Source organism: Henriciella litoralis, from assembly GCF_002088935.1.
Taxonomy (GTDB): Bacteria; Pseudomonadota; Alphaproteobacteria; order Caulobacterales; family Hyphomonadaceae; genus Henriciella; species Henriciella litoralis.
In genome coordinates this window covers 612797-630070 of record NZ_NCSS01000004.1, presented here as the reverse complement: position 1 = coordinate 630070, position 17274 = coordinate 612797, and the positions used below count along the sequence as shown (strand labels likewise).

The 17274-nt window shown below is 62.2% G+C and carries 19 protein-coding genes, 1 tRNA gene and 1 pseudogene; 11 read left to right on the top strand and 10 right to left on the bottom strand.

All coding sequences use genetic code 11. The annotated features are described in order from the left end of the window. Positions 1-27: 27 nt before the first annotated feature. The 3 genes from B8783_RS18820 to B8783_RS03075 form a co-directional block, all read right to left on the bottom strand. Positions 28-483: a DUF2285 domain-containing protein gene (locus tag B8783_RS18820; RefSeq protein WP_367187592.1), complete on the bottom strand. Its 456-nt coding sequence runs from the start codon at positions 481-483 to the stop codon at positions 28-30. Further along, complete coding sequence (locus B8783_RS18815) at positions 401-742, bottom strand: transcriptional regulator domain-containing protein (RefSeq protein WP_366080137.1); 342 nt, start codon at positions 740-742, stop codon at positions 401-403. Before B8783_RS18815 ends, B8783_RS18820 begins: the two co-directional genes overlap by 83 nt. A gap of 129 nt (positions 743-871) precedes the next feature. After that, positions 872-1147, bottom strand: coding sequence for a DNA -binding domain-containing protein (locus B8783_RS03075; RefSeq protein WP_084418289.1), 276 nt, complete (start codon positions 1145-1147; stop codon positions 872-874). 170 nt (positions 1148-1317) lie between these two features. On the opposite strand from B8783_RS03075, the gene B8783_RS03070 reads away from it, so the two are divergent. Beyond that, positions 1318-1545, top strand: coding sequence for a helix-turn-helix domain-containing protein (locus B8783_RS03070; protein WP_009802161.1), 228 nt, complete (start codon positions 1318-1320; stop codon positions 1543-1545). A gap of 42 nt (positions 1546-1587) precedes the next feature. Here the strand turns inward: B8783_RS03070 and B8783_RS03065 are convergent, their stop codons facing one another. From B8783_RS03065 to B8783_RS03040, 6 genes are all read right to left on the bottom strand, one after another. Continuing rightward, entirely contained in the window at positions 1588-1920 is a 333-nt protein-coding gene (locus B8783_RS03065; RefSeq protein WP_009802162.1) for a DUF736 domain-containing protein, read from the bottom strand. Positions 1921-2477: 557 nt separating this feature from the next. Beyond that, on the bottom strand, positions 2478-2921 hold the full coding sequence (locus tag B8783_RS03060) for a hypothetical protein (RefSeq protein ID WP_009802164.1): 444 nt from the start codon (positions 2919-2921) through the stop codon (positions 2478-2480). Positions 2922-3042: 121 nt separating this feature from the next. Then, positions 3043-3981 carry a DUF2493 domain-containing protein gene (locus B8783_RS03055; RefSeq protein WP_009802165.1) on the bottom strand — a complete coding sequence of 313 codons (939 nt, stop codon included), beginning with the start codon at positions 3979-3981 and terminating at the stop codon, positions 3043-3045. A gap of 316 nt (positions 3982-4297) precedes the next feature. After that, positions 4298-5338, bottom strand: coding sequence for a DUF7146 domain-containing protein (locus B8783_RS03050; RefSeq protein WP_084418288.1), 1041 nt, complete (start codon positions 5336-5338; stop codon positions 4298-4300). A 96-nt stretch (positions 5339-5434) separates the two neighbouring features. Next, complete coding sequence (locus B8783_RS03045; protein ID WP_084418287.1) at positions 5435-7492, bottom strand: ParB/RepB/Spo0J family partition protein; 2058 nt, start codon at positions 7490-7492, stop codon at positions 5435-5437. 126 nt (positions 7493-7618) lie between these two features. Beyond that, positions 7619-8815 carry a DUF932 domain-containing protein gene (locus B8783_RS03040; RefSeq protein ID WP_084418286.1) on the bottom strand — a complete coding sequence of 399 codons (1197 nt, stop codon included), beginning with the start codon at positions 8813-8815 and terminating at the stop codon, positions 7619-7621. Positions 8816-9035: 220 nt separating this feature from the next. Here B8783_RS03040 and B8783_RS03035 point away from each other — a divergent pair, with 220 nt between their 5' ends. The 4 genes and pseudogenes from B8783_RS03035 to B8783_RS18810 form a co-directional block, all read left to right on the top strand. Continuing rightward, positions 9036-9314 (top strand): hypothetical protein, encoded by a 279-nt coding sequence (locus B8783_RS03035; RefSeq protein ID WP_206740500.1) that lies wholly within the window; start codon positions 9036-9038, stop codon positions 9312-9314. Beyond that, the gene (locus B8783_RS03030) at positions 9311-9670 is read left to right on the top strand and encodes a toxin-antitoxin system TumE family protein (RefSeq protein ID WP_084418285.1); all 360 of its coding nucleotides are present in this window, start codon (positions 9311-9313) and stop codon (positions 9668-9670) included. Before B8783_RS03035 ends, B8783_RS03030 begins: the two co-directional genes overlap by 4 nt. Then, entirely contained in the window at positions 9667-10059 is a 393-nt protein-coding gene (locus B8783_RS03025) for an HVO_A0114 family putative DNA-binding protein (protein WP_009802170.1), read from the top strand. The genes B8783_RS03030 and B8783_RS03025 overlap by 4 nt, the downstream gene beginning before the upstream one ends. Continuing rightward, positions 10056-11702, top strand: a pseudogene (locus B8783_RS18810) (recombinase family protein); the annotation flags it as partial. The gene B8783_RS03025 and the pseudogene B8783_RS18810, both read left to right, overlap by 4 nt. Here the strand turns inward: B8783_RS18810 and B8783_RS03015 are convergent. Then, positions 11673-11762: transfer RNA gene (locus tag B8783_RS03015), tRNA-Ser, on the bottom strand. The pseudogene B8783_RS18810 and the gene B8783_RS03015 overlap by 30 nt on opposite strands. Before the next feature lie 164 nt (positions 11763-11926). On the opposite strand from B8783_RS03015, the gene B8783_RS03010 reads away from it, so the two are divergent. The 6 genes from B8783_RS03010 to B8783_RS02985 all read left to right on the top strand — a co-directional run bounded on the left by B8783_RS03010 (position 11927) and on the right by B8783_RS02985 (position 17269). Next, a complete protein-coding gene (locus tag B8783_RS03010) occupies positions 11927-12658 on the top strand; it encodes a 50S ribosomal protein L21 (protein ID WP_084418284.1) in 732 nt (243 codons plus the stop codon). A gap of 39 nt (positions 12659-12697) precedes the next feature. Then, the gene (gene rpmA / locus B8783_RS03005; RefSeq protein WP_084418283.1) at positions 12698-12967 is read left to right on the top strand and encodes a 50S ribosomal protein L27; all 270 of its coding nucleotides are present in this window, start codon (positions 12698-12700) and stop codon (positions 12965-12967) included. Positions 12968-13073: 106 nt separating this feature from the next. After that, the gene (locus B8783_RS03000; protein ID WP_084418282.1) at positions 13074-13598 is read left to right on the top strand and encodes a GNAT family N-acetyltransferase; all 525 of its coding nucleotides are present in this window, start codon (positions 13074-13076) and stop codon (positions 13596-13598) included. A 10-nt stretch (positions 13599-13608) separates the two neighbouring features. Next, entirely contained in the window at positions 13609-14649 is a 1041-nt protein-coding gene (gene obgE / locus B8783_RS02995) for a GTPase ObgE (RefSeq protein WP_084418281.1), read from the top strand. Beyond that, complete coding sequence (gene proB / locus B8783_RS02990) at positions 14649-15764, top strand: glutamate 5-kinase (RefSeq protein ID WP_084418280.1); 1116 nt, start codon at positions 14649-14651, stop codon at positions 15762-15764. The genes obgE and proB overlap by 1 nt, the downstream gene beginning before the upstream one ends. A 44-nt stretch (positions 15765-15808) precedes the next feature. Further along, positions 15809-17269: an SLC13 family permease gene (locus tag B8783_RS02985; RefSeq protein WP_233355652.1), complete on the top strand. Its 1461-nt coding sequence runs from the start codon at positions 15809-15811 to the stop codon at positions 17267-17269. The last annotated feature ends 5 nt before the right edge of the window (positions 17270-17274 follow it).

Here is a 17274-nt window from a genome sequence, read left to right as displayed (position 1 = left end):
CATATTTACTGATCAATTTTCCTGCCCCTACCGAGATTGCCCTTTCAGCAAATTCCTGTACCCATGATCGATCATCATTCGTCCGTAGGCAGCAAGGCGGGCGATTTGAGCCTTTAGCGAACTGGTCTTCCATGGCTCAGCGGACACGCGGGCGGCTCCAAAAAAGACTGTGGCGACGGCGCGATAACTGGCCCCGCGCTGGCGGCCGTCGATTGTTCGCAGGGCTCGTTTCAGGCGTTCGCGTCGCTGTCGCGTGATAGGCGGATGCAGGTCGCGCTCCACAAGTTGGTGATATAGGCGATCAGCGGCGGCTAGCCGAACTGCCCAGTCGTCATCTAGCGGAAGTAGCAGGCCAACGGGGCGATCACTGAGCAAATTACCAACGAGATTAACGCCGTTTTTAAGCCGAACCCAAGAAATCCCGTCGTCGTCGATCTTCTGATATGCGATGCGCGCGGCTGGATTGGCAGAGGTCAAGCCCACGTCCGGAAGAGCATCGATCAGTTGAACGACGGCGGGTGCTGCGGTTGGAAGCCAGAAAATCGGAGCGCTGAGTGCGTTGAGCTGTGGGTTTACAGCGAAATCGTAACCCCCAGTCTGCTGGAGCGCCGCCGCCCTCCCGCATTAGCTCGTAGTCATCACGATAGCGCGAGTTCCGACGAAGGCATTCCCAAGCGAGCCCGGAGACACCGAGATCATCGAAGTGATCGTACTGCTTGTCGTCGCGCCAATCTGACGGCATTGCGAAATCCTCCCAATCGCAAACTGGCGCATGGAATTGCGTCAGTCAGTCGGGATATTACGCTTTATACCAGCGGTTGCGCTGTGTGGCCACTGGCGTCGTCTTTTACGCATGGTGCCCGCACGCCGATCAACCTGCGGAAAGACCGTTCTTGAGAAGATCTCGGTAGCCTTGTTCGGTCATCCAACGAGCGCGGGATAGATGACTGTCGTGGACCTGGCGCGCACGTTCCGGCTCCTTGTTGGCGTCGATACCGAGCAAGAGCGACGCCACATCTTCAAGCGTTGCACCGGCCTCACTTGCATCGAGCAGGCGCATATAGAGCTTCAGGTGATTGCGATCATAGACCGTCACAGCCGCATCGTACGGTGGCGCGTCGGCGATCCTGTGCTGTCTCGAGGGCATGCGAAATCCTTGCAAGTTGGCCCATATTATTAATGAACTGGAAACCATAACCTAGCAAGCGCAGGCGGCGCAAACGTCGCCGGGTTGGTTGCAGCTTCGTGGCGGCCGCGTCGTTCGCCGCGTATTATAGTGCGTCGCATTAAAATACGCGACCCGCATTTTACTGGCGGATGGATATTCGGGAAGTATTTGGCGCGAACCTTCAGTATTTTAGGGAAAAAGCCGGCCTCAGCCAGGCCGCTCTGGCGGATAGGATGGGCGTTGACCGCGCTCATATAAGCGCGATGGAACGCGGGCAGCAGAACGTCACTATCATCACCCTCTGGCACGTGGCCGAGGCACTTGACGTCAAACCGGCCGAACTCTTGGACGATCAGCGGAAAAGCCGAGAGGCATGATGGCAGCCCCGCCTGGGAAGACCGGGCGGGGCTGTCGGGGCGTCAATCGCCGCTCTGGCGGCGTGACCGCGACCAGATAAGGCTGTAGCTCTCTTCGCCTTCGATGACGGTGTCGTCGAAGAGGTTGGCGTAGATCGGAGCGGTGAAACTCGGATCGTCGAGCTTGAGGCTCAGATAGTCGCGGCCCTCATTCGAGCGCTTGGACCAGGCGGCGCCGATCTCGACTCGGCCGACGAAGACGCGGTGGCTGGGTGCGTTGTCGTTCGCGCGATCCTCTTCCGGGATGATCCTTACATTCTTCGCTTGAACGCTGAGGGTGACGATTTCGCCGACGTACTCGTTGGCGGACTTCTTGAAGGTTCCGATGGTGGCCATGTCAGTTCTCCTTTTGGCTTTCGAGCCCGCGCCCGTCGCGGCCTCGATGGAGATCGACAAGGCCGGGACGACCGCCGACGCAGTCCGGAGGACCCGGAGCGTATGCGGAGGACAGCGGAGACGGAGTTTCTTGTTTCGCGAGGAATGGGCGTAGCCCAGGGGAAGAAAGTTCGGCTCCGCCGTTGCGGCCAAGGCGGTCGAGGCGTCAGCCGATACCGGCCAGATCAGTCCATGAGAGGCCGTGTCGGGCGTGGGTGATGAGGCTCAGGAGAAGTTCGTCACCGGCCAGCGCGACAGTCGAAAAACGCCGGCAACGAGCGTAGGCGATGAGCGATCGACATCGTTTCAGAGAAAAAGTTAAAACCACGCCGGATAGATTTGAACGAGACCGCTCCATTCTGACCTTGCGCGCCAAGGGCCGGATTGGGCATGTTCCTTCAACGCACGAAAGTGGCTGCGGAACGTGTCAAGCACGATCCCGGTTTCCACTTATCTGAACCTTAACCGTGGAGTGAATCCCCATTGACGTGAGCGATTTAGCCGTCTGTGGCTGCGTATCAAGCATGATGCGAATTGACACCGCCGGACTGCGTCTCTGGTCCTGCAAGGGATGCGATGCGCACCCATGCTGTCGCGCCGACGATGATTGCACCGATGCTTGCGAAGATGAGGGTCCACGTCTCGCCCGCGCCGCCGGTCTCAGAGAGACCCTTGACCGCGTGAAAACCGGCCAACCCGGCCGGCAAGGCATAGAGCGCGCCGATCGCCAGGCGGATGGTCGGTGACCGTATCGTGGCGAACGCGACTTGCCCGAGGATAAGAGCGACTGCGCCGGCGAATAGTGCGACAGCGATGGCGCCGATCGGCCCCGCGCCGTTTTCAAACGCATAGTAGCCGACAGTGACGGCGACGAAGAACGGAAGCGCATAGACGGCCAGGCTGAATAACAGCCAGCAGAGAAAGCCGAGGCCGACAACGCTCAGCAATGCGGACAGAAACATGGGCGGTCTCCTTCATGGATGGAGCGCCTCCACTAACCGCCACGGCGCTTTTCGAAGTATAGCGCAAAGCAGCGCACGCCGAAACCTTCCGGCGCGCGCATCAGGTGATGCATCTCAGGCATCACGCTGCCTGCGCTTTGTTGTTCTTCGGCCTGAAATCGAAGAGCGGGACGCCGAGCTTTTTGGCCTTGTCTGCCAGATTGTCCGTAATTCCCGACCCCGGAAAGAGGATGAGGCCGATGGGCATCGCCTCAAGAAGCGCGTCGTTGCGCTTGAACGGCGCCGCCTTGCCGTGGCGCTTCCAGTCCGGCTTGAAGACGATTTGCTGGCATTTGCGGTTATCGGCCCAGCACGCGGCGATCTTCTCGGCGCCTTTGGGCGATCCGCCATGCAGGAGCACCATGTCGGCGTGCTTGGCCTTCACACGGTCCAGCGCATCCCAGATCGCCCGATGGTCGGTGACGTCCAGTCCGCCGGAGAACGCAACCCGTGGTCCGCTTGGCAGGAGGGGTTCGATCTCCGCGCGCCGCTTCGCCGAGAGATAGTCGCGGCTGTCGATCATGGCCGCCGTCAGCGTCCGGTGACTGATCCGTGATCCCGAGTGCGGTCGCCAAGTCTGACCGATATGGGTCTCGAAGTGGTCGGCGGCGATATCGCGCATGAGCTCGTAAGCGTTGCGCCGCTCGATCAGCGTGGTTCCTTGCGCCGTCAGGGCTTCAAGTTCGACCGAGCGAATTTCCGACCCGTCCTGTTCGCGCTGCGAGCGTTTCTGGGCCTGCTCATTGTCGTCCAGGTCGCGGTCGACGCGGGCCGCTGTGCGATGAAACAGGTTGGTCACGGACCAGAGCAGGTCTTCGAGATCCGGTTCGAGACGCGTGTCTTCCAGCGTGGCGGCGAGCGCGTCGAAGATGTCGGCTATCGCACCCTGGAGGGCGTCGGCTTCGGGCAAGGGTCTCGGGTCGGGTTCGTCGGCGAAAGGCCGATAGCCATAAAGCTGCAATTCTTCGAGTACGGCCGCGGTTGCGGAGCTGGCCATTGGTTCGGTGGTCTCGGCGGTCATGGGATCGTCTCCTGTTCGGCATGAGCCGCGCCTCTCGCGGCCTTCCCGAGCGACGGGAAAGCGGGGGCTGTCCGGGACTGCACCGCCACGGCGGCCGGAGCCAGAGGCGGAGGACGGCGAAGGCGGCGCTCTTTTGTTTGGCGATGCAAAGCCGGGCCTTTACGCCCGGCGGCGGAAAAGAGCGCTGCCGCAGCCGTTGCCGGCCCGGTCAGTCTCCGCTCCGTCTCGCTCCTCTCGGAAGGCCGAAGGCGAGGCTCTCGAATTAGGAGGTGATCTGACGATGGCGACCAGACCAGTGACGGGACTGCTCGGCCGCTCAGTGTTCGTCGGAAAGCAACCGTGAGAAGTCGGTCGTGGCCAGTTGCTGACCCAGATGCGTCCCTAGGTCGTCCCGTCCGAGCTTGCGGAGGTCTTCGTTGAAGTCGCCGCCAAGAGAAAAAAGCCGGATCGTCTCGACACCGACGGCTCCTGCGCGTTCGGCCAGATTGGCCGCCGCCATGGCGCCTGCCTCGTCGTTGTCGGCGGCAATGTAGAGACGCCGAAGTCCGGTCGGCAGGATCAGCGCGGCGAGATGATTGGCCGACAACGCGGATATGACGGGCATGTTGGGCAAGGCCATGCGCACGGAGAGCGTGCTTTCCAGCCCTTCGCCAGCAGCGAGGATGTCGCTCGCAGTTCCGATCCGCACGCCATGGCCGAGCAGGTTCCCCATCGCCTTGCGTGATGGATCGAGGGGCGCCTTGCGAGCCGTCGCCGGGTCGAGCCATGTGCGGTGAACGCCGGTGAGATTGCCATTCCCGTCCGTGACCTTGGCGAGCAATGCAGGCCAGGTCTCCGGTGGGGTGTCTTTGGGCTGACCTTCTCGCCAATAGTAGCAGCACGGATGAAATCGCAGCGCTGGCGCGTCGCCAAGCCCGGAAAGACCGCGCCGATGAAGATAGCGCTCGGCGAGCGTTCCACCGACAGATCTTCCCATGGAGAAGAGGCGCCGTGCAGCCTCCGGCGATCCGGTGGGTGCGACCACGCGTTCGCGAGTTGGCGGTTCGGGTCGTGGGAGGCTCAGGAACAGCCGCGCCTCATCAAGCGTCTCGCCGAAGGTGCGAAGTTGCCGGGCGCCGGCGATGAGATCTAGCAGGTCGCCATGTTCGCCCGTGGCGGCGTCTGTCCATTTCCCGGCGGCGCCCGGACCGTGGGCTGGTCCCGTCAGGCGAACATAGAGACTGCGACCGGACGTGTTCTCGATGTCGCCGACGATCCAGTACCGGCCCTGCTTGCGGCCGTTGGAGAGGTAATGGCGGCAGACGGCCTCCGCCTCGCGGCCGAGCCGTCGTGCGATTTCGGATGCAGCGCTGTTCATTTGCGCCTCCATGCTGAGAGCAAAAAAGAAGGAGCCCGCCACAGTGGGCGGGCTCCAGGGGCGGCTGCGGGAGCCGTTGGGGGGCTTGGCTCCCGGTCACTCGGCCGCAGTGGCGAAGGCGTTGCCGGTGACAGCTTCATCATCGGTGATGACGACGGAATCGCCCATGGCCGTTTCGCCGCCGTTATCCGCCGATTGCGCTTCGCTCTCAGGGAGAGCCGGCATGTGCAGGACTTCGGGCAGCCAACCGGTTCCTTCGAGAAGCTCTTCGGCCGCCGCGACCATCTCTGGTTTCTTGAGACCAGCGATGCGGTCGGCCGCCCCGTCGCCCTTGGCTTCGCGCACCGCTTCCAGAATGCGGGCCTTGGTGATGCGTGCGAGATAGCTCTCGCCCGTCGGCGTCCAGCCCGCCGCCGCCATGTCGAGCCCGAGCGTCGCCGCCAGCACATCGGCATGGGCGAGTGCCCGCGGTCGGCGATTGTAGGGCTCCTGAAGGGCATTGACCGTCATGGCGACACAATGCGCGAACAGCGCCTCACGGCTGTCGCTGTCGAACCCGACCAGTGCGTCCCACAGATCTTCAGGCACCTTGGGAAGTGCCGCGAGCCAGTTTTCGGTGCGGGCGTCGACACTGAGCGCATAAGCCGTGTCGCCGAGACCCGGCGCCTGGGCGCCGAAACCGGCGCTGTGCGGGGTGATCTCGACGCAGCTATCCAGCGGATAGTGATAGAAGAGCCGGAGCGTCATCGCGTGCAGGGCGGCGAGGAACGCCGTCTGCGGATCGTTGGCGAGCGCGTCGCGAAGGGCGAGCGTGCGATGCGCCGTCAATTCCATGACGAGGCGGTCGGAGAGCGGCTTCAGGCCATCGTCTTCCTCTTCCGCCTCGTCGCTGGCGGCGGGGGTCGGAACGTCGTCGACGTCCTCCTCGGCAGACGCGTCCATCCCATCGACCTCGTCCTGTCCGTCGGATTCGACGGAAGGTTCATCCTCGGGACGGACATAGCCGCGTTCGACACGCAGACGGCCGTCATGGCCGATGCTGACGAAGACGCCGGCCACGGCGATTTCGTCCGGCTCGAAGCGGACGGGCCGCTCCTGCAAGGCCTCCATCGCCGTTTCGATCTCGCCGAGCCGGGTGTCGATATCTTCCGGGAACTCCTCGGCGTCGGCGTACTCGTCTTCGAGCTTGTCGTATTCGGCCTTCAGCGCGTGGAAGCTCGCGATCTCGTCCTCGCTCATCGGCTCGGTCTCGCCGATGATCCGGCGCAGGCCGTAGGTATGGCCGTAGGGAAAGTCCGTGCCGATCTCGATCCATTTCCAGCCCTCGGCGCGGATCGCTTCCGCATCGGTTTCGAGCTTTTCATCGACGAGTTTCGCAAGCAGGCCTGCATCCTGCAGCCAACCGCCATCATCGGACTGGAAGAGATCGCGAAGGATAGCGCCGGCGGCCGCCTCATAGGCGTCGAGCCCGACGAACTGCGCCCGCCGGTCGGAGGCGCGCACGGCGCCTTCGGTCAGCATGCGGCGGATTTCATAGGGCTGTTTCGCGTAAGTCCGTTTGATCGACTCCCAGACCTGTTCCTGGCGCTCATGGTCGGGATTGACCGTGAAAGCCATGAGCTGGTCGAGGGTCAGTTCCTCCTCGGCGTAGGCGTCGAGAAGCGACGGCGCGATGGCGGCGAGCTTGAGCCGCTGCTTGACGACATTCGCCGAGACGAAGAAGGCCGCCGCGATTTCTTCCTCGCTCTTGCCTTTCTCGCGCATCGCCTGGAAGGCGCGGAACTGGTCGAGCGGATGAAGCGGCGCACGCTGAACATTCTCGGCGAGACTGTCTTCTTCGGCGAGGCCGTCCGTGCGCACGATGCAGGGCACGGGCGCTGTGCGGTTCAGCCGCTTCTGCTTGACCAGAAGTTCGAGCGCCCGGTAGCGGCGTCCGCCGGCCGGGATCTCGAACATGCCGGTTTCAGCGCCGTCCTCATCCAGCACCGGCCGGACGGTGATCGAGGACAGAAGCGTGCGCCGGGCGATGTCTTCGGCGAGCTCGTCGATCGAGACGCCGGCCTTGACGCGGCGGACATTGGACTGGCTGAGCACCAGCTTGTTGAAGGGGATGTCGCGCGAGGCGCTGAGGGTGATTTTCTGAGACTTGGTCATGTCAGTTCTCCGTGGGCGGGCTGGCCGAAAGCCTCTCTCTCGACCTCCAAACCCGTCACGGAGAACCCGGCCCGCCTCTTCCTCTTGAGGAAGCGACGGACCGGAAAGGCGGAGCGCCGGCCGCAGCTACGCCGCGCGCTCGAGGAGCTTCTTCGCCTTGCCCTCCATTTCGAGCCGGGTGTCCTGCTGCGGCTTCGACCGGGCGACGGCGGTGATGCCCTGCACGAAATCGAATACGGACTCCGGCGGCCGACCTTCTTCGGCGAGGACTGTCTCGACGATTCTGGCCGTCTCCGCCTTGGAGAAGCCCCGTTTGCGGAGGAAGTCGGTGCGGTCATCGTCGCTGTGGGCGACGATGCGCTCGCGCGCTGCTCGAATGCCTTCGACGAAGGGTCGCGGCGAGGAGTCAGCGAAGCGGGTCAGCGCCGGCGCCGCCTCGTGCGCGAAGCGATTGGCGGCGTATTTGGAATGTCGGATGCTAATTTCCTGGAAGTCCTCAACGCCCCAGAGATTGCGGTTCTGGCAGACGGCGCGCAGATAGAAACTGGCGATGCCGAGCGTCTTCGCGCCGACTTCAGAATTCCAGCAATAGAAGCCCCGGAAATAGAGATCGGGAGATCCGTCGGACAGCTTGCCCGCCTCGATCGGGTTCATGTCGTCGACCAGGAAGAGGAAGACGTCTCGGTCGGAGGCGTAGAGCGTGGTCGTGTCCTTGGTGATGTCGACCATCGGATTGTAGACGCCGCTCGACCAGTCGAGCGTGCCGGGCACTTTCCAGCGTGTATCGCCGATGCCGTTGCCTGCGATCTTTTGCACGGCGGCGACGAGTTCGTGGTCATAGATGCGGCCATAATCCGGGCCGGTGACAGCGCGCAGCTCCGTGCGCCCATCCTCGGTTTCCAGCGTCTTGATCTGCTCGGCTTGGGTAGCGGTGAGCCCGTATTGCAGATTGATGCCCGCAAGCGGCGCCGGGAGCTGGCGCAGATAGGCCGCCGGCGCGCTGACTAGGCTGGCGAGCTGGCCGAAGCTCCAATGGGTCGGCGCGACCGGCGCCTCGGCGTCGGGCAGGATGAGCGCCAGGTTTTCCGGATCGTCGCGATGGGCTTCAACGCGGATCGCCGCGCTCTCGACTGTCCGCGTGCGGCTGCGCTCGGCGCGGCCCTTCACCGACGCGTAGAGCTCCGACAGGGACAGATAGCGCTCGTCATTCGGCCGGGAAAACCATTCCGAGGAGACGCGGCCGATCCGCTCTCCGCGCGAGATATCGACTTTGTAACCGCCGCTCGCGTCGCGCCGGCCGTCCAGGGTTTCAAGGTTGGTCATGGGTCAATCTCCGCGACAGGTCGGCCGAGAGCCTCTCTCTCGACCTCCAAACCCGTCACGGCGAAAGCCGCCGAACTCTTACTCTTTATCGGGGAACATGTTCGTCTTGATTGGCCAGGCATTTGGCGCAGCACCGCCGAACACCTGTCTTCGCCGCCGTTGACGCTTCACCCGGATGCGGAGCATTTCTCCGCGTACTACGGGGCGGCACAGTCGCTTCATGTCCAATTCCGTACCCAAACGCCGGCAGCGTTCGCGCGCGGCAAAAATTGATCTTTACGACTACGCGCAGATTCCGGAACCGAAGCCGCGTGGACGTCCCGAACCAGAGTTGACCGACTGGCGCGTCACCGATGAGTGGCTGAAGCGCGTGCCGGTCACTTCGTCCGAAGTGGATGTGTTTGAGGCCTGGTTCGGTGATCTGTTCGACGATTTGTTCGGCCCCTTGGGTTCGGTTGGCTCCTTGACAAAGTTATCATCTAAAGATAACCTAATATGACAGAGGAGACATACGATCCGAGCCTTGACGCCTTGCTCGATCTCGATGGCCAGGTGCTCGTCATCGACCCTGCGAGCAGGCATTGGGTGAAGTTCGTCGTTACGCGCGTGCCCGTTAGCCCGGAGAAGCCCCATGGGCTCGACTATTCGCTGACGCTGCACGGACCTGACGGCGAGCGGCTTGTCGGCTTCGACAATGCTCATCCTGTCGGCCGCCGCAAACGCGGAGAACCGCAGGATCACCGCCACCGGCTCCGGACCGTGCGTCCCTATGACTATCAGGATGCCGCGAGCCTGATCGTCGATTTCTGGGAGACGGTGGATGCAGTGTTAAAGGAGCGAGGCGTACTGCAATGACGACGTTGAAGATCGGCATCGCCGATTATGAGGAGATGAAGGCCCGCACCATGCGGATCGCCCGCGGCGAGCAAAAGCCGGGGCCGGACGATCCGAAGGTATGGTTCACATCGACCGAGTCCTTTGCCCAGGTGCTGTCAGCCGGTAATCGCGAACTGTTGCGGACCATCGCCGAACGCGCACCGGCTTCGCTTGACGAGTTGGCGGAGATGACTGGGCGCGCCAAATCGAACTTGTCGCGAACGCTGAAGAAGATGGCCGAATACGGTTTGGTCGAGATGGAACCGGAAGGGCGCCGGCGGCGTCCGCGAGTCCTCTACGACCGTGTTTCGCTTGATCTGACGTTGACCGGCGAGGAATGGCGAAAGGCAGCGGGAGGCGCATCATGAACGCACCGCAAAACGCCGTGAAGCTCCGCGCCGCGCTTTACCTGCGCGTCTCGACGACGCGGCAGGCCGAGCATGACGTCTCGATCCCTGACCAGAAACGCCAGGGCGAAGCGTGGTGCGAGGCGCGCGGCTACGAACTCGTCGAGACCTATGTGGAGCCAGGAGCGTCAGCAACGAACGACAAGCGCCCCGAATTCCAGCGCATGATCGAGGCGGGTACGTCCAAGCCCTCAGCCTTCGACATCGTGGTCGTCCACTCATTCAGCCGTTTCTTCCGCGACCATTTCGAGCTGGAGTTCTACGTCCGGAAGCTCGCCAAGAACGGCGTCAGGCTCGTCTCCATCACCCAGGAGATGGGCGACGATCCCATGCACGTCATGATGCGCCAGATCATGGCGCTGTTCGATGAATATCAGTCCAAGGAGAACGCCAAGCACGTCCTGCGCGCGCTCAAGGAAAACGCCCGCCAGGGCTTCTGGAACGGCTCGCGCCCGCCCGTCGGCTATCGCGTGGTCGCGGCCGAACAGCGCGGCGCCAAGACCAAGAAGAAACTGGAGATCGATCCGCTGCACGCCGACACGATCCGGCTGATCTATCGCCTCGCCCTGGAAGGGGACGGAACGCGCGGGGCCATGGGCGTCAAAGCGATCGCCACGCATCTCAATGGCAGGGGCATCTTCACGCGAGACGGCGGCCGCTGGGGCATCGGACAGGTTCATCGCATCCTGACCCGGCGGACCTATATCGGCGAGCATCAATGGGGCAAGCATCGCAAGAACAAGGAGCCGACCAAGCCGGAAGACCTGGTGACGGTTCCGGTTCCGCCGATCATAGACCGCAAGACCTTCGACGCCGTGCAGAAGCTGATGCAGGCGCGCAATCCCAAGGTCGCGCCGCCACGCGTAGTGACAGGACCAACCTTGCTGACGGGGATCTGCTTTTGCGGCAAGTGCGGCGGCGCCATGACCATCCGCACTGGCAAGAGCGGGCGTTACCGCTACTACGCCTGCTCGATCAAGGCGCGTCAGGGCGAGACTGGCTGCAAGGGCCGGACAATCCCGATGGATAAGCTCGATACGCTGGTTGCTCAGCATCTGGAGGAGCGTCTGCTGACGTCTGATCGGCTGGAAGAGGTTCTCGTCGATGTGCTCGACCGACGGCAAGAGCGCGCTGAGCGCCGCCGTGAGCACATCGCCGAACTGAACCGGCGGGCAACGGAATCGGAGCTGCGGCTGAAACGCCTTTACGACGCCATCGAGATCGGCGTCGCCGACCTCGACGATCCGGCGCTGAAAGAGCGCATCGCCGGTCTGAAAGTCCTTCGTGATCAGGCGAAAACCGACGCGGAACGCGCCGAAGCCATGCTCGACAGCGCCACTCATCAGGCCGTCACGCCGGAAATGATCGAGAGATTCGCCGCAGCGGCCCGCGAGAAAATGCGGTTGGAGGGCGGCGGCTATCGGCGCGATCATCTGCGCGCGTTAGCTCAGCGCGTCGAGGTCGACGAGCGCGAAGTGCGCATCATGGGATCGAAGAACGAGCTTCTGAGAACCCTAGCCGCCGCAAATAGCGCAGAATCGGCGGCGAACGGCGTGCCCAGTTTTATACCGAAATGGCGGAGAGAGAGGGATTCGAACCCTCGGAGCCCTTGCGAGCTCACTAGTTTTCGAGACTAGCCTATTCAACCACTCTAGCACCTCTCCGTGGGGCGGGGGGATAGCGCGGGGCGGACCTGTACGCAAGCCCCCGGATTCATGCAGGACAGGGTTTGACATGGGGGCACTGATAGTGTTTATCCGCGCCTTCATGTCCGGCGCCATGCGCGTGCGGATAATCAACTAATTACACCTTCCGGAAGGATGAGGCCATGTTCGCGGTCATTAAGACTGGTGGCAAACAATACAAAGTCGCTGAAGGCGATCAGATTGTTGTCGAGAAACTCGCAGCTGATATCGGCGCGGATGTAACATTTGACGTGCTGATGCTTGGTGACGGCAAAGACGTCACTGTCGGTGCGCCGCTTGTTGCAGGCGCGAGCGTCGTTGGCGAAGTCAACACGCAGCGCAAAGGTGACAAGGTCACCATCATGAAGAAGGTCCAGCGCTCGACCTACCGCCGCAAGAAAGGCCATCGCCAGCTTGAGAGCGTTGTCACGATCACCTCGATCCTGACCGACGGCAAGAAAGCTCCTGCGAAGAAGGCTGCTGCGAAAAAAGAAGACGCGCCGAAGGCCGAAGCTAAAGCGGCTCCGAAGACCGAGGCACCTGCTGCCAAGGCTGAAGCGGCACCGAAAAAAGAAGCTGCTCCGAAGAAGGAAGCAGCTCCTAAGGCAGAAGCGAAAGCCGATGCCAAGCCAGCAACCGACGAGCGCGGCCGTCTGGCCAAGGCCGAAGGCAAGAAGGATGATCTCAAGCAGATCTCCGGCGTCGGCCCTGCCATGGAGAAAAAGCTCAACGAAGCCGGTATCTTCCACTTCTGGCAAGTTGCAGACCTCAACAAGACCCAAGCCTCTGAGCTGGATGACGAAGCCGGTCTCGGCGGACGCATCGAGCGTGACGAGTGGGTCAAGCAGGCCAAGAAACTGGCAAAAGACGCCTGAAGTCTGTTATAGGCTTCAATCAGATCAAGGAGCGCCCTCATGGCACATAAGAAATCAGGCGGCTCGTCACGGAACGGTCGCGATTCAAATCCGAAATACCTTGGCGTGAAGAAGTTCGGCGGTCAGCACGTGATCCCGGGCAACATCATCATTCGCCAGCGTGGCACCAAGACCTATCCCGGCACAGGCGTCGGCATGGGCAAGGACCACACCCTCTTCGCGCTTGAGGAAGGCCGCGTCGAGTTCAAGCGTTCGCGCGGTGACCGTCAGTATGTGTCGGTCGTCCCGATGGCAGACGCTGCAGAGTAACAGGGCCGGTCTCTGGCCCTTGATGGCCGGATGATCGAACCAGATATTGCGAAGGGGAGACAGTCGGCTGTCTCCCCTTTTTGCTGCGCGGCAGGACGAGCATTGCATGACTGAGATCAGGACAGAGCGTTTTCTGCTTCGCCCGCCCGTTCTGGCGGATGCCGAGCGCATTACGGACATCGTGAGCGATCCGCGAATCTACAGGATGGTGGCCCGCATCCCGGCCGGTCAGCAGCTGGAACAGACGGGCCGCTGGATTCTCAGTGTCGAACGCGGCAGTGAATTCGGCACCGATCACGCCTTCGCCCTCATTGAGGACGATACATTGATTGGCATGATGGGCGCCCATCGTAGTCCCGGTGACGAGGTTTTCGAGCTTGGCTACTGGGTGGCACCCGAGGCCTGGAAGCGCGGCGTTGCGACAGAAGCGGGCCAGGCCGTTATTGACTGGCTGGCGGCCCGCGGACAGGCGGACGAAATCATCTCAGGCCATTTTGCTGACAATCCCGCTTCGGGCAGGGTACTTCACAAGCTTGGCTTCGAAGAAACGGGTATGTCCCCGGTTTTTTGTGCCGGGCGCGACCAGCAGGTCGATCACATCTTCATGGTACGCCGGGCCAAGGCGCGCTAAGGACTGAAACATGAAATTTCTCGACCAGTGCAAAATCTATATCAAGGCCGGTGACGGCGGACGCGGAAGCTCATCCTTCCGGCGTGAAGCCTATGTCGAATTCGGCGGGCCAGATGGCGGCGATGGCGGACGCGGCGGCGACGTCTATGCCGAGGCCGTCGAAGGCCTCAACACGCTGATCGACTATCGCTACCAGCAACACCATAAGGCCGAACGCGGCACCCATGGTATGGGCAAACAGCGCCATGGGCGGTCTGGCGAAGACATCACGATCAAACTGCCTGTCGGCACGCAGATCTTCGAAGAAGATCAGGAGACGATGATTGCCGATCTTACCGAGGTCGGACAGCGGGTCATGCTCGCCAAGGGCGGAAATGGCGGTTGGGGCAACCTCCACTTCAAGACATCGACCAATCGGGCCCCGCGCCGCGCCAATCCGGGCGAGGAGGGCGAGGAACGCACAATCTGGCTGCGCTTGAAACTCATCGCGGATGCGGGGCTTCTCGGCCTGCCGAATGCGGGCAAATCGACCTTCATGCGGGCTGCAACGGCCGCGAAGCCAAAAGTGGCAGATTATCCGTTCACCACGCTTCATCCCGGCCTCGGCGTTGTCGATATCGGCATGAGCACACGTTTTGTACTGGCTGACATTCCGGGCCTCATCGAAGGGGCTGCTGAAGGGGCAGGGCTTGGCCACCGGTTCCTCGGACATGTTGAGCGCTGCAAGGTGCTTCTGCATCTGGTTGACTGTACGCAGGACAATGTCGGCGACGCCTGGCGAACCATCCGCAAGGAGCTGGAAGACTACCAGCCGGAGATGGCCGACAAGCCAGAAATCGTTGCGCTGACCAAGGTGGACGCGCTCACCGAAGAGCTGATTGATGTTCAGGCTGCAGAACTTAAAGCCGCATGCGGGCAAGAGCCGCTGCGTATTTCCTCAGTTGCCCGCACTGGCGTTAAACAGGCGCTCAGCCTCATCGCGCGTGAGTTAGGTCAGCTGGAAGACCTCGAAGATGATGGCGCAGACGCCGAAGAGGGCTGGCAGCCCTGATGACGGGGCCGCTGACATCTGCGAACCGGGTCATCATCAAGACCGGGTCGGCGCTGATGGCATCATCAGGCACGCCGCGGCATGCCTGGCTGGCCAGTCTCGCGGCTGATATCGCCGCGCTGAAGGCGAGCGGAAAACAGGTGGTTCTTGTTTCCTCTGGCGCCGTTGCCCTCGGCAAGGGGTTTCTCGGGCAGAAGAGACCCCGCAAACTTGAAGACAAACAGGCCGCCGCTGCGCTTGGCCAGCCACTGCTGATGGCGGCCGTCGCAGGCGCGCTTGCGCCGCATGGCATTCACGCGGCGCAGGCTCTGCTGACCCTGGAAGATACAGAACAACGCCGCCGATGGCTGAACGCCCGTGCGACGCTCGATACGCTGCTCAGCGCAGGCGCTGTGCCCGTCATCAATGAGAATGATACGGTTGCGACCGACGAGATTCGCTATGGCGACAATGACCGCCTTGCCGCCCGGGTCGCACAGATGCTGAGCGCCGACGTGCTCATCCTCCTGTCTGACATCGATGGCCTATACACCGCCGATCCGCGCAAGGACGCCTCGGCCAGGCATATCGCCGAAATCACGGAACTCACCGAAGCCCATGACGCGATGGCGGGCAGCGCCAATAGCGAGGCCGGCGTCGGTTCGGGGGGCATGGCGACCAAGCTGCAGGCAGCGCGGATTGCGTTCGGTGCGGGTTGCGCGACCGCAATTACGATTGGCGACCGGGATAGGCCTGTCTCCGCTCTCATTGATGGGGCGCGGGCGACATGGATTATGCCTTCGGTTACGCCAGCAACGGCACGTCAGACCTGGCTGAAGGGGCATTTGACACCTGAAGGGGCGATCTTGATCGATGCAGGCGCCGCGCGTGCGCTGCAGTCTGGCTCCAGCCTGCTGGCGGTCGGTGTGTCGGGCATTGAGGGGCGCTTTGAAAAGGGCGCTGCCGTCGCCGTGAAGTCGTCTGAAGGCGCTGTCATCGCCAAGGGCGTGACGGCCTATGACGCAGCCGATGTCCAGCGAATCGCCGGCGCGCATAGCGATGATATAGAGGCTCGCCTCGGCTATAGAGGCCGCCCTGCCGTCATTCACCGGGATGATCTCGTCCTGGAAAGCTAAACCTGCTTCCAAGGCGCTTGACGAAAGCGGCCAAGGCTGGCCCAGTGCGGAAAATTGGAGGAAACCCCATCACCGCACGATTGATCGGCTTCTGGCTCGGACCGGCCCTGGCTGCGACCATGGCGTTGCTCGGCGCGCCGGACGGCCTGGACACACCCGCATGGGGCACTGCCTGCCTGCTCGTCTGGATGGCCATCTGGTGGGCGACCGAAGCCATTCCAATCCCGGCGACGTCGCTTCTGCCGCTGGTTGTGCTGCCACTGATTGATGCTGGCAGCCCCCGCCAAGTTGGCGGCGATTATATGCACCATATCGTTGTGCTCCTGCTCGGCGGGTTCATTATCGCGATGGGGATTGAGCGCTGGAATCTGCACAAGCGGATCGCGCTAAACGTCGTCCACCACTTCGGATCCTCACCCCGCCTTCTGATCCTCGGTTTCATGATCGCAACGGCGCTCTTGTCCATGTGGATCAGCAATACAGCGACGACGCTCATGATGGTGCCAATCGCGCTATCAGCCGGAGCCGCTCTTGGCGGTGACAGGAGGGCTTTCACGACTGCGCTTCTGCTTGGTGTCTGTTACGCCGCTTCTATTGGCGGGGTCGGCACGCCTATCGGCACGCCGACAAACCTGATTGCGATCAACTGGCTACAGGTTGAGGCCGGCGCAGAAATCGGGTTCCCGCAATGGATGGCATTCGGCCTTCCGGCGGTCTGCCTGATGATACCCGCGGCATGGTGGGTGGTGACGCGGAGTCTGGGGCGCATGGACTCGTCCCGTGCTATTGGGGACGATGTCGAGCATCAATTGTCTGCTTTGGGCGGTATAACAACACCAGAAGCACGCGCCGCCGCCGTCTTCGGCCTGATCGCGTTTCTCTGGGTGACGCGCCTTATCGTGGTGAACGCACTTGAGGCCGCCGGCTGGCCGCTCCTGTCGAGCTATAGCGGCGCACAGGTCGATATGATGATTGCGATCTTCGGCGCTGTCCTGATGTTCATCGTGCCTGCCAGCAAAGAGGAAGGGCGTGCCCTGCTTAACTGGGACGAGGCCGAAAAGCTGCCCTGGGGCGTGCTCATTCTGTTTGGCGGCGGCATTGCGCTCGGCAATGCGGTGTCTCGCACGGGTCTCTCAGCCTGGATCGGCGATCAGCTCGGCGTTCTGTCGGTGTTGCCACCGCTCTTCTTTATCGTCGCCGTTGTGACGCTGGTCATCTTCCTGACAGAGCTGACCTCAAACGTTGCCACGATGACGACGCTGGCGCCCATTCTTGGTGCTTTGTCCATCGCGGTCGGAGCTGCCCCTGAAAGCCTGCTGGCCCCTGCCGCCGTAGCAGCCTCTTGCGCCTTCATGCTGCCGGTCGCCACCGCGCCCAATGCGATCATCTATGCGAGCGGAGAGGTGACGATTGGACAGATGATCCGCCGCGGTCTTTGGGTGAATTTGATAGGCGTCGTGATTATCAGCGTCATCGGCTACTATATCGCGCCAATGGTTCTCTGATGGGG